Consider the following 13,654-nt stretch of genomic DNA (forward strand, 5'->3'; position numbering starts at 1 on the left):
TAAGAAGGCACTGTCATTCAGTGTTAAGCAAGGTCTGGCCTGTCACGGACAGTCTGTCCAAGTGTTATAGAAAGCAAAGAAGAGATATTCATCAGTCAACCTTGAGACGGCTGGATGGGTTAAAAACCAGTCATTGATCGTGCCCTGGAGTTCTGAGTATCTGTTTGAGGAAAGGTGTAACCAGGTGGGTATCGTTCCGTATTGCGCCAACGAGTAGAAAATCATCAATGCGAGTTGTTCACGTAATTGATGACAGGTTACCGCTCTGGCAATACGCTCAAGGTACCGATGACACGGAGTAAAACGTAAACGATCACATTCATTCATCAACAAGCTGAAATACGGACATGCTCTGTTAAGTAAGGGATAGTCATCAATATTCGTTGATGTACGGCCACGACGGTTATGCCTGTCTGAAGACCGGGATTTGAGAGTCGTCAGGGTTGGCAAGAGAATACGGGGGAAAAGCATCAGGTCAGCCATTGCAACACCATCAGACAACACGGAAACCATGCTTATCTGAAGGTAGCGTCGATGCGCACTCAGCCGTTGACCGGTATGCATGTCCCAGCCTGTACAGGCATTAAATTCAGCCTGACAGGCCTTTTTAAGCGCTTTTGTCGATGTGGTGGTATACACAGTAATATCCTTTTGGACAGGGCTTCCTCTCAACAACGCCATCACCTTGAGCCATACACACAACTGAGGATATTAACGCAGTAGATAAGTCAGGCGAGTATGAGTAAAGGGGAGAAAATGATGAGGGCTGAACAGATAACGAATAGGTAATAACAAAAGAAAAGAGTAGGTCCGTTTATTTAGCTATTCCGGGAGTCCTTTATTTTATTCAAAAGCCAGACTTCCACCTCACTTTTCAACCATCGTGAGCTCCGGCCAAGTTTAATCGGCTTTGGAAATAACCCGTCCTTTATCAGTTTATAAAACCATTTATCGGTAAGGCCTGTGAATTCAGTGATAAAGACCATATCGATCATTTGGTCATTCAGTAATGTAGATGAGTATGTATCCATTATAAAATACCTTATGTAAAGGAACCCATCGGAAGTGACGTGGTTCCGGTCATAAGGTTTGGGGATGTCGTAAAATAAAATACTGCAATGAACATCATTGTAATCTAAAAACGAAAATCAAGGTGTAGAGTACACTGATATTAATAATGGCGCCGCCTTCCTCTCACACTTCTCTCTGGTAGAGAGCTTACCCCATAGACTCTCCCATTTTCCTTTTGGTTCTGTTTCGCCAGATAACTCAAAATATATTTCATACCAGCAATACCTTTGTGATTTCTGTAATCAATTATCTGCTCCCCTCTAATAAAATAATGTTCTTTAGGTTCACATCGATGAGCATACCCCTCCCCCCTAGTTATTACTTCCCAGCGATTGCTGATATCCGCGAACGTTGGCCACACTTTACTTCTGATTTGTCCGTTAAGGTAAAATGCAGCGTGAATATGAAGTCCATGTGTCTGGGTTTGTTCCAGAACCCAGATGTAACCGGATAAACCCTTTATGTTTTTAATCTCAATGAGTAACTGAACCATATCCGCGGTGATGCCATGTATATCTTGACAACTAAATTCATGTGAATCTTTTCGGTAGGCAAAATCCACTCTAAGCATGAGAATCTTAGAATAATTTTTAAAAATCTGATCAAGATGATTGTTAATATTACGCTGCAAGGTCACATCCATGTCGTAATAAGGATTAACTACAGAGCTACGTTTCATTTTTATCCCAGTGTAAGATTGAAATTCATAATAAGAGGATTGAGTGTATTTATTAAAAGGGAGGCATTTAATTGTTGTAATATGGATATGACATGGGAGTTGAGTGAATAAGTCTGCGAGAGTAAATCCCCCTCTGACTATGAGGCAGGTGAGTGGGTACTGTATGTTCTGACGAGGAATGGTTTAATCTGATGACTTCTATATAAAATATCAGTAATAACCTTATTTCTGTTACACATTGTTATCCAGTTCTACTTCATATCATTCATTTTTTGCATAAGTTACATGTATTGTTCCGTAGGTGTGTCGCTTATGCGGGCTGTTACATACACGCTATGTCGGTCATCATTACGTCTAAATGACGAGAATTTTATGCTTAAAACATGACAATATGCACAGAAAAAACCTACAATTTTACGGTAAAATTACGGCGTAATTACTGCCAATATGAATGAAGGATATAATAAATGGGCAATGAAAGTGATCAATTTAAGGGAGTCAACTCATCTGAATTACGAGAGTGTTTTTTCTATATTGCATACCTAATTGAAAATGGAATCATTTCACGTTGTCATATGAAAGAAAATGATAATCCAGAAAATATATGTACTTATATAAATGAAAAAATCAGGAGGCATTATAATCATGATGTTTTTGAAATGAATAACTTCGTTATCGAAATGGTTTGTGAATCTAAAAAGTCCATTCTCCCATTAAGTGAGTTCGATTGGATAAAAAATGACAGCCGTATTTGTTTATGGATGTGGTATAAATGTCTCAGTCCGTATAGAGAAAATAAAGTCCTATATACATACCCGGATGAAAACTCAAGATTTAATAAAATAATTGATTACTTCGATAGATTAAATCTTTCTGAACATGGAAAAAAGAATTACATGGATAGCTATAAAAATGATTGGGGCCATATATTTAAACAGAAAAAACCGCTATCTTTACTAGATGAAAAGAGTGAGGAGGAATGCACTCACATTTGGAATTATCTCAGTAAAGAAAAATATGGCATCAATGAAATATTCATTCCGATTAATCAGGGGGAACGTTATTTAGCCATTATTGGATATTTTGACTGTATTTGTAACACTCCAGATAAAAAAGAGAATCTGGAAAGAAAGATCAATGCATTACTTTCGCAACGTCGTCACCGCCAAAAGAAAGGACAGAATAATGTAAATAAACATTTTTACCTTAAAAAAGAAACCGATTTGCGACTAAAAACCATGTTAAAAGACAGTGGTAAAACACTAGATGTATTCATTAATGACTTACTGGAGCAAGAATATAATATAAAATATAACACTAGAAAAATTGAGAAACATAAAACCTGACAATACACATCTAAATCCCTGTTCAAATAAATCTCACGTCTATATTACCTACATGAACAAACAAAGGCGTATTGTAGAACTACGCCTTTACACATAAAAATGTTTATGAAGGTAAATAATGACAAAGAAAAACGTATTAAATAAACTCTACTTGCCCCTGAGTATTCTGCCATCAGATATCGCACAGACAATTATTCAGCATCTTGAGGGTATTATCAATTATGAGCCCGTCATCGGTATCATGGGTAAAACCGGTGCAGGGAAGTCGAGTCTCTGTAATGCAATATTCTCTCAACCACTCTCGCCCACCAGCAATGTTCATGCCTGCACGCGGAAGGCGAAATCCTTCCGGCTCAGTATCGGCTCCCGGCAGATGACCATTATTGACTTACCTGGGGTCGGTGAGAGCAGTGACAGAGATAAAGAATATCAAGACCTCTATGAGCAGTGGTTACCCAAACTAGATCTGATTATATGGGTAATAAAAGCGGATGACCGTGCGCTTTCTGTCGATCAACATTTTTACCAGAATGTCATATGCGCAGTCCCGGAATATCAAGACAAAGTTGTTTTTGTCTTGAATCAGGTTGATAAAATTGAACCCTGCAGAGAATGGGACAGTATTCAAAATTGCCCGTCCTCAGAACAGAAAAACACTATTGCGCTAAAAATACGCGCGGTTGAAGGCGCTATGGGATATCCACGCCATGCTATTAAGGCAGTATCAGCCGTTTATGGTTATAACCTTCCAGCAATGATAGAAAATATTATCTATGCTTTACCCCGCACCGCCACCAGCTGTTTTACCACACAAATCAGACCTGCATTTAAATCTGAATCGATTGAAAAAAAGGCCCGACAGGATTTTAGTGAAACGATGGAGCACGCCTTTGACCGGGCAGTGGAACAGATAACCTTGCCAAAATTGGTGATAAAAGCGGTTAAGGCAGCAAGGGATGCGATTGTTTCAATGGCATCGTCACTCTGGTCTTTCTTCTTTTGATTTTATATCTCCAAGCATGCTCTTTGGCCCAGCACGACCTACACACACCCCCATTTTAAAGCCTGCATACCTGAATCCACTTCATCACATTTTAGCCACTTCGCTATAGAAGTGGCTTTTTATACCCATATTTATTAAGGAAATTATCATGACACGATTAGCGTCCCGCTTTGGTCGGGTGAACTCGGTTCGCCGCGACCGCCCCCTGACCCACGATGAACTGGCCTACTATGTCCCAAGTGTATTTGGCGAAGACAAGCATGCCTCCCGCAGTTCGCGATATTCCTACATTCCCACGATTACCTTGTTGGATAAATTGCGTGAAGAAGGCTTTGTGCCGTTCTTTGCCTGCCAGACCCGAGTGCGGGACCTGGATAAACGTGAGCACACCAAGCATATGGTGCGGCTACGCCGAACGGGGCAAATCACGCAGAGAGAAGTGCAAGAGATTGTTCTGCTCAACAGTCACGATGGTTCGAGTAGCTACCAGATGTTGCCGGGTATGTTCCGCGAAATTTGCAGCAACGGCCTGGTCTGTGGTCTGAGTTTTGGTGAAATTCGTGTACCGCACAAAGGGGCCACGGTGGTGGAAAAGGTGATTGAAGGGGCCTACGAAGTACTGGGGATATTTGACCAGATAGAAGAAAGTCGTGAAAGCATGCAGGCATTAACGCTGTCAGCAGAGCACCAGTATGCACTGGCCCATGCTGCACTGACCTACCGTTACGGCGAGGAGCACCATCCGGTCACGGAGTCCCAAATCCTGATGCCCCGTCGCTGGGAAGATAAAAAAGATGACCTCTGGACCACATTCCAGCGTGTGCAGGAGAATCTGACCAAAGGCGGCTTACAGGGCAAGAGCACCAGAGGACAACGTGCCCGAACCCGCGCCATCAGTGGTATCGATGGTGATATCAAACTTAACCGCGCACTGTGGGTCATGGCGGAGCAGATGAAACAGTCTCTGTAACAGGGATGACACCTTGGCGATTATGATCGTTTTAACCGATCAATATTGCTGATATTGATCTGTAGAATCGATTATCTTTTATGCAACCCTGCCGATACACTTTGTTTATATCCATCGTCAGGCTGAATACTTCAGCAAAAAATAATGTATTACAGACTTTCTGGTTGAAGGCTAGAATAAATGGAAAATGGTTTTTTGGCTATTTTATTATTTCCTGTCGCTCATCAGAGCCTGATTTTTGGCGATGAACAACCGGAGAGCAATGACGGGGGAATACGGCATATTGGGGAGCGATCAGTCACAATTCTCGCCAGGTGATGTTATTCATAAGATGCACTCCGGGATGCGGGGTCTCAAATCCTATGGGTACCAAACTGTTTTGGCTGGTTGAGCCGTAGTGAATGAGATTAATGACCGGCGCGTTATTGGTATTGAAATAACACGCCTGTTCTTAGGCGCGTTTATATTAAATATGCCGTCTGTATTATGTAGGGATCGATTAATTGAACTCAAGATAAATAATGTATTACGTAACCAAAATAGTGCCGTTGAAGGGCGACGTTTTCAGTAATACGGCCGATAGAGTCCCCTCGAACATGGCTGATATCTAGATATCAACATTAGGCAATAAATGACGCAATAAAAAATCTTACTTTGATACGGTAACGCTATTCAGCCTTGCCGGGCAGAGTGTTGTTGTTACCTCACTGATTAAGGATAAAAAATGAAAGAATGGTTCTATGAAAAGAATGGGCAGCGCCATGGTCCGATAATGGAAACGGATATGGCCGTACTGATCACCCATGGCACGCTGGTTGCGACAACATTAGTCTGGCAGCAAGGGTGGGATGAATGGATCCCCCTAAGTACCACCGTATTATCCGCCTCACTGAGCCAGCGCAGAACGCCCCCCGCGCTGCCGAGCCACAACGTCAGTAATACCGTCATCTGGATATTGGCCTTTGCTCCCCTGATAGGCTTTATGTTGGAGGCTTTCATCGCAGGAGCGACGACGGGGGATGAAGATGCGGCTATGGAGACCTTGTTCAGTGGTCAATTCTGGTATATCACTCTTCTTTTAAATATTGCGCTCAGTTACTGGGATGAACGTAATCTGAAAAAAGGAGGGATCGATACCTCAGGCTACGGGAAGCTCGCCTGGTTTGTTCCCGTCTATCTCTGGAAACGCGCCCAAGCCCTGACACAAAAGCCTGTCTATTTCTGGGTCTGGGTGGTCACCTATATTCTGACACTCCTTACTTTGATAGAAAGTTGAGCCTCTTCGGCCTCAACCATATAACTAACAGCAAGTCTTAGCGGACTAACGCTTATCGTCAGTCTGTACTGTTAATATATCCATCAATACAGGGTGATTAATACATTAATATTAATCACCATCATAAATCCGCCCTTCCTAAATATTTCCCTCCTTACGGATTGTCTTCCCTATAATACATCGCACTCCAATTTATAAATACACCGTAATAAGAAAGCAGATACCTAATACAAGGGGTTCTGCTTTTATACCGTTATTGGAAATTAACCAACATCACCCATTCTCACTACAGAGTCACTCTCCCACTGGAGAGCGTTTTTTGTTTTATGGGTGTTACCGCCCCGGTGAAGTCAGTCGGTGCCGGTTAATGTGCGCAGGCGGTGACTGGCCTGTCTGTTTTTACGCTGATGGTTACGCACAGTCCTGCACCCAACTGCAACTGATTTTCACCGCTCCCCAGCCAGCACACGGCTGATAATTAATCGTACCTAAACGCCCCTAGTAAGTACTTACTCACTTTTATCACCCCACATCAGCAGGTTCCACGGTTTTCCGATGGAGCCTGTTTTGTTATTAACCGATGATGACACAAGGATTTTCTCATGAATACGCAAATCAATACAGGTACAAACACACTCACAGCCACCCGGGTTTCTGATGCGCAACGCATCTATTTTTGGCCAAAGTGTTTTGGCCAGGTTCCCAAATGGGCGTTGATTGAACCACAGGTTTTTCGTTGGCTGGACCGGTTGTGTGACGACTACCGCCGCGACTTTTGGGACTTCTACACCTTGCCCAACGGCGGGGCATTTATGGTGCCGGGCACCAAGCAAGACTACGTATTGTTTAACGCGCTCAATGGTAATGGTGCCACCGTCAGTCGTGAAGCAGCCGGTATCATCGCCTGCCTGATGACCTACAGCCACCATGCCTGCCACACCGAGAGTGAGGCCATTACCGACCACTTTTACCGATTGCGCGAATATGCCTTACAACACCCTGAAAGCCAGGCCATTTTTGACTTGATTGACTGACGAGCAGGAGTTCCCCCATGCCACATCAGCCTATGCGGGCTTCACTCCCCACCTTGCCTTTTGCCCAGCAACAGATTATCAGCCAGGCACTGGCGATACTGGAAACCCAACTCCGACACCGTCCCTACACCTTGACCTCACCCGAGGCAGTGAAAGCCTGGCTGCAACTTCATCTTCGTCCTCAGGGGCAGGAGTGTTTTATGGTGCTCTTTTTGGACAACCGCCACCGCTTGATGGCCAGTGAAACCGTTTCTGTCGGCACCTTTAATGCCACCACAGTGTACCCCCGCGAAGTTGTTATTCGGGCACTGCACCACCGCTGTGCTGCCGTAGTCATCGCCCACAATCATCCGGCCGGAGACCCCACTCCGAGCCAGGCTGACCGCACACTGACTGCCCGGCTGGTTAATGCGCTGAACATGGTCGACATCCGCGTACTGGACCACCTGATTATCGGTGAAAGCGAGCCGGTTTCGTTAGCCGAGTTGGGGTGGCTGCCATGTTAACGACTATCCAACAAACCCACATCCTGACCCTTCGCGGTCTGCAATGCAGTACCGCACATATCACCGAGGACGACAATGCGCTGCTGTACCGAATTTCCCATTGTCAGGTGGCATTCGGCGATGGCGAATGGATCCATTTTACCGGCACAGGCTACCTGATTCGACTTAATGCCTGGAACCACCCGGTATTGCGACTCAGGCAGTTGGACCTCTCCAAAGCCTGCCGCCGTCTGGTCAGCACATTAATGAAACGCCATGGGCTAACCTACCTGCATATTGATGCTCTGGGCGATGTGTTGCCCGGTTTCGCCACATTCGACTGGTGATGCCACCGCTCGTCGCCTGACGTAATCCCGCATTATCCACATTGAGAACATCTCCATGAAACCACGCCCCACAGCGCAGGGTGCATTACCCGTGCCCGTGATTTATCAACAACTGCTCGCTTTCCTGCTGGAGCACTACTACGGCCTGAGCCTCAACGATACGCCCTATCACGATGAACAGGTGATTACGCAACAGATTGAACAAGAGATTTCAGTGGGCGACACTATTAATGCACTGGTTGAGAAATATGCCTTAGTGCGTATTGGTCGTGCCGGGTTCAGTGCATTGGCGCAAGACCCGATGCTGAGTAAGGGCGATATCGCCCGCGCACGCCAGGCGGCCGGTCTGTGGCGTGCGCATTTTCCGCCAACGTTGCTGTACCCAACCGAGTCCCTCAATCCTATTCCATAGAGACCGTTAACATGAATAACCACATGACTACTTCCCCAACATGGGGCCTGAAACGTGATATTACGCCACGTTTGGGAGCCAGGCTGGTACAGGAGGGAACACACCTGCACTTTCTGAGTGACAGAGCCAACATTGTCGGCACCTTTTCCCTTGAAGCCACTCAGTCGCTTGATACGGTATTCCCCGCGCTGATAACCAAACTGGAGTCGCAGTTGCTGTCCGGTCAGCTTGACCCTCGCCGTCAGCAGTGCCTTACGGTCCGGCTCGGGGGATTTGTCTGTGACGCCGATACGCTGGGCAGTCACGGTTATGTCTATATCGCGGTGTATCAAGAACTGTCTTGAACGGCAGGTACTGGCACCTGAAACATTCCTCTTCCTCGACGCCAACAACAATAGTTGGCGTTTTGCTTTTATGGAGTTCCTACGATGTCTACTTCACTCAGCACAGTTATCGATGAGCCACAGGTTCTAACCGGCCACACCGATGTGATTTGCTCCACCAGTATTGAACGTATCATCACCGTGCGTAACACCGCGCTGGTGCAGATTGACGCGCTTATCCACCAGCTTGAGGATATTTCAGCCATCACCAACAGCATTGGCGGTGGAATAGCAAAAGACTGGGCCATGCGACAAGACTTCCGTACTGGCTGTTGGTTCATGGAGAAAGCAGAAACTGCCATGAAAGTGATTACCTGCAATCTCGATCGCGGTATATGGCGAGATCTGATGTTGAAATCGGGGATGCTCAGTTTGATGGACGCTCAGGCGCGTGACCAGTGGTACAGGAACCTTGAGGGGGATAATATTCCTGCCATCAGCGAAGCCAACATACTCAGTACCTTTGAGCAACTCCACCAGCAGAAGGACGAGGTATTTGAACGCGGGGTCATCAATTTATTCAAAGGATTATCCTGGCACTATAAAACCAACAGTCCATGCCAATTTGGCAAAAAAATAATCATTAGCAATTTGGTCAGTTGCAACCAATGGGGCTTTACCCTGAACCACGGTTACCGGCGAGACCAGTTGGCAGACCTGGAGCGCATGTTACACTTGCTGGACGGTAAAGCGATCCCGGATAACCGGGGCGATGTGACAAGCCGGTTGTATGAGCATATTCGTGCCAATCCGCATATAGCGAAAGTTTATGAAGACGATTACTTTTCGATAAAATACTTCATGAAGGGATCAGCGCACTTGGTCTTTAAACGATCAGACTTAGTGAATAATATGAATGATATTGTGGCGAAGCACTATCCAGAGATGCTGGCAACTCGCGTGTAAGTATTGCACCTAACATGCTACTGTCATCAAGTCATATCGCTGTTTGGTTACTACAACTTTTCTCCCATACTAGCCTGTGCAAAAGCCACAAAAGTTAGAGAGGGTACAAATGTGGGCACAAAAATAATCGAATTATATAAAATAGTTATATTACATGAAGATAATATCAAAGGGCGATTCCGAGTCCGGCACCATCTTATTATCAATGGACGTCAATCGACGTCCGTTTTTGCATTTAAAATCCTGCTGTTACTGCTATCAGGTGGCACATTTACCGTTCAGACTGTGCTAGTAGTTACTCGCCATTTGTGTAGTCGATGCAATGCCTCATCAAGTATCTCGTCGGATTGCACCAATGCAATACGTACCCGACCCGCACCACCAGACCCGAAACCGCTACCGGGAGTCAGCAGTACACCTGTCGCCTCAAATAATGTTTCAACAAAGTGTAAATCATCGCCTGCAAAGCCAGGTGGCAGCGGTGCCCAGAGAAAGAAAGTGCCTTGCGAGGGGGGAATGTTCCAGCCCAAAGATGCCGCACCATCAACAAATCGACGCATACGCGCAGCATAAATTATACTATTGCGTGCTGCTATGGTTTCCAGCTCATCGAGCATCTCTGCCGCCACGCACTGTAGCGGCAGAAAAGTACCGAAGTCAGTGTTGAATTTTGCGGCGCGGATCTTTTCTACCAGTTGCGGTGCCCCTGCAGCGAAGCCGATGCGCCAGCCCGCAATACCACATGATTTGCTCAGGCTATGCAGCTCCAGCACACGTGACAATGCCCCCGGTTCCGGTAAAGCGGCACCGCCCAACGTGCCGTTACTCTGTAATTCAAAACTAATCTCGGCGTAGGCCCGGTCAATCACCACCCAAAGATCGTGGCGCTGGGCAAAATCCAGCACTTCTCGCAGCTTACCTGGCGACAGTTCCACACCAGTAGGATTATTTGGCGAGCAGATCACCAGCACTCGCGCGCCTGCTAATTGTTCAGCACGCAGAGATCCCAGTTGGGGTTGTCCCCGTTCATCACAAGTGAATAATTCTACGCGCGCACCTATCAACCGGGCACAGCTTTGGTAGACGGCGTAGGATGGATCAGCCATAAGCACCGTCTCGCCGGGGGTCAGGCAAGCTAACAGGCTGTAAAATATGCCTTCTTTGGAGCCGAGCAGATCAACAACATGGCGCTCTGGATCGAGTAAAACAGGTGCATCAGACGGTAAAAATCGACGCTGATAATAGGCAGCGAAGCGTTGCCGCAAATGACGGTTGATATCGGGACGGAACTCGCCATAACCGTGTAGATCGTCGCGGCTAACAAAGTGTTGCAGGCGCTGACGCCATCGCAGGTCCGGGGCTAAATCGGGATTACCGATGGATAAATCCAGCAGGGCTGAGCCAGCGAAATCAGGCATATCTGGCCGGGGGTGGTGGCGCTCAACCATTGTTTTAAGTCGGATAAAAACATCATTCGGCGTGGGATCGGTCATCGATTTCATAGCTGCAGCTCTCAGTTCAACGAATGGGTTTTTCAAACGTTACGACGGCGAGTTCAGCCGGTTCTTCGCGTAAGCGGGCCTGAAAATGGTGAAATTGTGCGGCGATGAGCGCCACAGTTTCGTCCCACTGGTGATCGGCTCGTTGCTGCATTGGATAAAGCAGGAAGCCGGTGGTGACCGCATCCGGGTTATTGTTAATGCGATAGTCTGGCACGACGCTGAAAAGCGGCAGGTCATAACCGGCGTTGACACGCGTCCAACACTCTTGCATAAAGCTCATGGCGAGGTCTTGGTAGGAAAGCGCCAAAGCGATCAAGTCTGACCCAAAGGGTGCCTCAAAGACCAGCTCCCAACCCAGACTGGATGTGTTCAGTACCCGGAACAGACCGTGGCGTTCGAACGCGTCAGCAAGCGAATTGCGGGCATCGTGTAAACTAGTGAGGTAGTCAGCATAGCCGTTGCGCCCTAATCGGCGAAGATTGACCCAGGCGGACAGAATCCCCTGACTCTGTCTGGAGTTTTCGAAGGTGTAGCGATAGGTGCGGAACTGGCCAAACTGAAAATCCTGGTCACTGTAACGGTAGTTGCCGTCACCCAGCTCATCCATAAAACGGTGGTCGCGGGCGACAAAAAAGCTGCTCGCATAGGGGCACAAACCGTTTTTATGGAAATCTACGCCGAGTGAATCGAAACCGTCGATACCGCGCAGTCGCCGCAGCACTTCGGCGATCCGCTCTCTACTGCGCGGATCAGGAACACGTTGGTGCAATTGCGCGCTATCGGCATTGAGCAGGGTTAGGTATAACCAGCCGATGACACTGTCCAAATGCAGGTAAGGGCGTTCCTGCAATGCGTGTTCGTGAGCGAACGCTTCAACGATGGCGCGTACTTCATGCGTATCTTCACAATTGAAGTTAATGGTGGTTCCGCCGCAACACACAATTGCCGCGACGCGCCGTCCGCGAGCATGTTGCTCATTAAGTATGCGCCGTAGCGCGTCAGCCTGCATACGCCCATCGCTGTTACCGGGTACCCGCAGGCAGTTGTCGGAACCGAGTCCGAGTAGGCTGGCGGCATGTTCGACGCAGTAATGCGATCCCTCACTGCACAGAATGACCAAATCAGATGGCAAACCTGTCCGCAACGATCCGGGAGCGATTCGGCTCAGTGCTGACTTAAGGGCATACATGATAGTGAATTTGCCGCCGCTGCAGGCTATGCCCATCGCTTGCGGCCAGCCAGCCCAGGCTCCGATGCACCGCGCCACTTTTTGTTCAATCAGCAATGCCTCCCCACCGAATGCATCCATCAAGCTGTTGGTGTTGTAGGCGGTGGCCAACCATGCGGCTGCGGTAGCCTCCATACTCGGCTCGGGTACCATATTAAACAGAGAATGTCGTGACTGTGGACGGATTGCCCCCTGGAAATAGGCCGCGACGTCGTCAAACAGCTCAGTATCATCGGCAGGCGCGTCACTCTGGTCACGCTCAAGTTCATTAAGGTAGGAGAAAGTGCGCGCGGGGTACTTTGGACCAAGGCTGGCGAGGGCTGCTGGGGCAAAAGCCAGCTCCGGCAGTTTGAGTTGGTTGGCACGTGCTCGCTTTTGTACGTGGGCATCCAACTCCTGCGTATAATCGATAAGTGCCTGCAGACGCTCTGGTTCGGTGGATAAAATGGGCTGCGGTACAAGATATTGTCGCATTCTAATGGATTTCCGGTTGGTTGAAGGTGCCAGGGAGGGGCCAAATTGGCATTGTGTTACCATCGGACTGACGCGATGTTAATTCGGCCAAATAAAATCCAATGAGATTGTTCGTTACGCCATATTGAAAATAAGGGACATCCGCAGGAAATATTCGCAATTATTCTTGTGATTTTTAATCTTAATTATCTAATTCTTGTTTTCCTTACGCTCGTCGAGTTCATCACGGGTGATCCTTAAATGAAAATTTTTTCAGAAAAAATATCATCCAGAGTTTGGGGGCCTTTTTTCTAATTTATACTGCTCTTGGCGTGAATGAACTTTATAATGTTGCTGAAGTCGGTTAAAGGTCTTAACATCTCAATAAATTCCTGTCATTGAAATAGTACGGTTGTCAGCAGTGATCTGACCTTCAGATCAGTTTTCCATTTACTTATCAACACAATTATACGTATGTGAAGCAGGGACGATAGTTGCACTAAGGTGCAATAATGGATTGTACTTTAAGGAAGTGAATGTAGAAGATTAGGTAGCGGGG

General features: G+C 46.9%; 15 protein-coding genes. 10 read left to right on the forward strand and 5 right to left on the reverse strand.

Annotation, left to right across the window (positions count from 1 at the left end; all coding sequences use genetic code 11):
* Positions 1 to 42 precede the first annotated feature (42 nt).
* From HRD69_RS01315 to HRD69_RS01325, 3 genes are all read right to left on the reverse strand, one after another.
* A complete protein-coding gene (locus HRD69_RS01315; RefSeq protein WP_152412104.1) occupies positions 43 to 639 on the reverse strand; it encodes a hypothetical protein in 597 nt (198 codons plus the stop codon).
* Between the two features lie 179 nt (positions 640 to 818).
* A complete protein-coding gene (locus HRD69_RS01320; protein ID WP_032815009.1) occupies positions 819 to 1,031 on the reverse strand; it encodes a helix-turn-helix transcriptional regulator in 213 nt (70 codons plus the stop codon).
* 140 nt (positions 1,032 to 1,171) lie between these two features.
* Entirely contained in the window at positions 1,172 to 1,750 is a 579-nt protein-coding gene (locus HRD69_RS01325) for a YagK/YfjJ domain-containing protein (protein WP_004876054.1), read from the reverse strand.
* A 467-nt stretch (positions 1,751 to 2,217) separates the two neighbouring features.
* On the opposite strand from HRD69_RS01325, the gene HRD69_RS01330 reads away from it, so the two are divergent.
* The 10 genes from HRD69_RS01330 to HRD69_RS01375 all read left to right on the forward strand — a co-directional run bounded on the left by HRD69_RS01330 (position 2,218) and on the right by HRD69_RS01375 (position 9,912).
* Entirely contained in the window at positions 2,218 to 3,096 is an 879-nt protein-coding gene (locus tag HRD69_RS01330; protein ID WP_004876053.1) for a hypothetical protein, read from the forward strand.
* 118 nt (positions 3,097 to 3,214) lie between these two features.
* Entirely contained in the window at positions 3,215 to 4,099 is an 885-nt protein-coding gene (locus HRD69_RS01335; protein ID WP_004876052.1) for a GTPase family protein, read from the forward strand.
* Between the two features lie 148 nt (positions 4,100 to 4,247).
* A complete protein-coding gene (locus HRD69_RS01340) occupies positions 4,248 to 5,069 on the forward strand; it encodes a DUF932 domain-containing protein (RefSeq protein WP_004876051.1) in 822 nt (273 codons plus the stop codon).
* A gap of 724 nt (positions 5,070 to 5,793) precedes the next feature.
* Entirely contained in the window at positions 5,794 to 6,345 is a 552-nt protein-coding gene (locus HRD69_RS01345; RefSeq protein ID WP_004876048.1) for a DUF4339 domain-containing protein, read from the forward strand.
* Between the two features lie 602 nt (positions 6,346 to 6,947).
* Positions 6,948 to 7,379, forward strand: coding sequence for an antirestriction protein (locus tag HRD69_RS01350; RefSeq protein ID WP_032815008.1), 432 nt, complete (start codon positions 6,948 to 6,950; stop codon positions 7,377 to 7,379).
* Positions 7,380 to 7,411: 32 nt separating this feature from the next.
* On the forward strand, positions 7,412 to 7,885 hold the full coding sequence (gene radC, locus HRD69_RS01355) for a RadC family protein (protein ID WP_004876046.1): 474 nt from the start codon (positions 7,412 to 7,414) through the stop codon (positions 7,883 to 7,885).
* Positions 7,879 to 8,211 carry a DUF5983 family protein gene (locus HRD69_RS01360; RefSeq protein ID WP_050413212.1) on the forward strand — a complete coding sequence of 111 codons (333 nt, stop codon included), beginning with the start codon at positions 7,879 to 7,881 and terminating at the stop codon, positions 8,209 to 8,211. Before radC ends, HRD69_RS01360 begins: the two co-directional genes overlap by 7 nt.
* 55 nt (positions 8,212 to 8,266) lie before the next feature.
* Entirely contained in the window at positions 8,267 to 8,623 is a 357-nt protein-coding gene (locus tag HRD69_RS01365; RefSeq protein ID WP_004876044.1) for a TA system toxin CbtA family protein, read from the forward strand.
* A gap of 11 nt (positions 8,624 to 8,634) precedes the next feature.
* On the forward strand, positions 8,635 to 8,967 hold the full coding sequence (locus HRD69_RS01370) for a type IV toxin-antitoxin system YeeU family antitoxin (RefSeq protein WP_004876043.1): 333 nt from the start codon (positions 8,635 to 8,637) through the stop codon (positions 8,965 to 8,967).
* A gap of 84 nt (positions 8,968 to 9,051) precedes the next feature.
* Positions 9,052 to 9,912: a DUF4942 domain-containing protein gene (locus HRD69_RS01375; protein ID WP_004876042.1), complete on the forward strand. Its 861-nt coding sequence runs from the start codon at positions 9,052 to 9,054 to the stop codon at positions 9,910 to 9,912.
* Between the two features lie 278 nt (positions 9,913 to 10,190).
* Here HRD69_RS01375 and HRD69_RS01380 read toward each other — a convergent pair whose 3' ends face one another.
* Positions 10,191 to 11,414 (reverse strand): pyridoxal phosphate-dependent aminotransferase, encoded by a 1,224-nt coding sequence (locus HRD69_RS01380; protein ID WP_004876041.1) that lies wholly within the window; start codon positions 11,412 to 11,414, stop codon positions 10,191 to 10,193.
* A 16-nt stretch (positions 11,415 to 11,430) separates the two neighbouring features.
* Positions 11,431 to 13,116 (reverse strand): pyridoxal phosphate-dependent decarboxylase family protein, encoded by a 1,686-nt coding sequence (locus HRD69_RS01385; RefSeq protein WP_004876040.1) that lies wholly within the window; start codon positions 13,114 to 13,116, stop codon positions 11,431 to 11,433.
* Positions 13,117 to 13,654: the final 538 nt, after the last annotated feature.

The sequence above is a fragment of the Yersinia mollaretii ATCC 43969 genome, assembly GCF_013282725.1.
In the GTDB taxonomy this organism is placed as follows: domain Bacteria; phylum Pseudomonadota; class Gammaproteobacteria; order Enterobacterales; family Enterobacteriaceae; genus Yersinia; species Yersinia mollaretii.

Excerpts from the sequence above, each read along its gene's own strand:
- HRD69_RS01320 (WP_032815009.1), bottom strand. The coding sequence starts at position 1,031 with ATGGATACATACTCATCTACATTACTGAATGACCAAATGATCGATATG.
- HRD69_RS01325 (WP_004876054.1), bottom strand. The coding sequence starts at position 1,750 with ATGAAACGTAGCTCTGTAGTTAATCCTTATTACGACATGGATGTGACC.
- HRD69_RS01330 (WP_004876053.1), top strand. The coding sequence starts at position 2,218 with ATGGGCAATGAAAGTGATCAATTTAAGGGAGTCAACTCATCTGAATTA.
- HRD69_RS01335 (WP_004876052.1), top strand. The coding sequence starts at position 3,215 with ATGACAAAGAAAAACGTATTAAATAAACTCTACTTGCCCCTGAGTATT.
- HRD69_RS01340 (WP_004876051.1), top strand. The coding sequence starts at position 4,248 with ATGACACGATTAGCGTCCCGCTTTGGTCGGGTGAACTCGGTTCGCCGC.
- HRD69_RS01345 (WP_004876048.1), top strand. The coding sequence starts at position 5,794 with ATGAAAGAATGGTTCTATGAAAAGAATGGGCAGCGCCATGGTCCGATA.
- HRD69_RS01350 (WP_032815008.1), top strand. The coding sequence starts at position 6,948 with ATGAATACGCAAATCAATACAGGTACAAACACACTCACAGCCACCCGG.
- radC (WP_004876046.1), top strand. The coding sequence starts at position 7,412 with ATGCGGGCTTCACTCCCCACCTTGCCTTTTGCCCAGCAACAGATTATC.
- HRD69_RS01360 (WP_050413212.1), top strand. The coding sequence starts at position 7,879 with ATGTTAACGACTATCCAACAAACCCACATCCTGACCCTTCGCGGTCTG.
- HRD69_RS01365 (WP_004876044.1), top strand. The coding sequence starts at position 8,267 with ATGAAACCACGCCCCACAGCGCAGGGTGCATTACCCGTGCCCGTGATT.
- HRD69_RS01370 (WP_004876043.1), top strand. The coding sequence starts at position 8,635 with ATGAATAACCACATGACTACTTCCCCAACATGGGGCCTGAAACGTGAT.
- HRD69_RS01375 (WP_004876042.1), top strand. The coding sequence starts at position 9,052 with ATGTCTACTTCACTCAGCACAGTTATCGATGAGCCACAGGTTCTAACC.
- HRD69_RS01380 (WP_004876041.1), bottom strand. The coding sequence starts at position 11,414 with ATGAAATCGATGACCGATCCCACGCCGAATGATGTTTTTATCCGACTT.
- HRD69_RS01385 (WP_004876040.1), bottom strand. The coding sequence starts at position 13,116 with ATGCGACAATATCTTGTACCGCAGCCCATTTTATCCACCGAACCAGAG.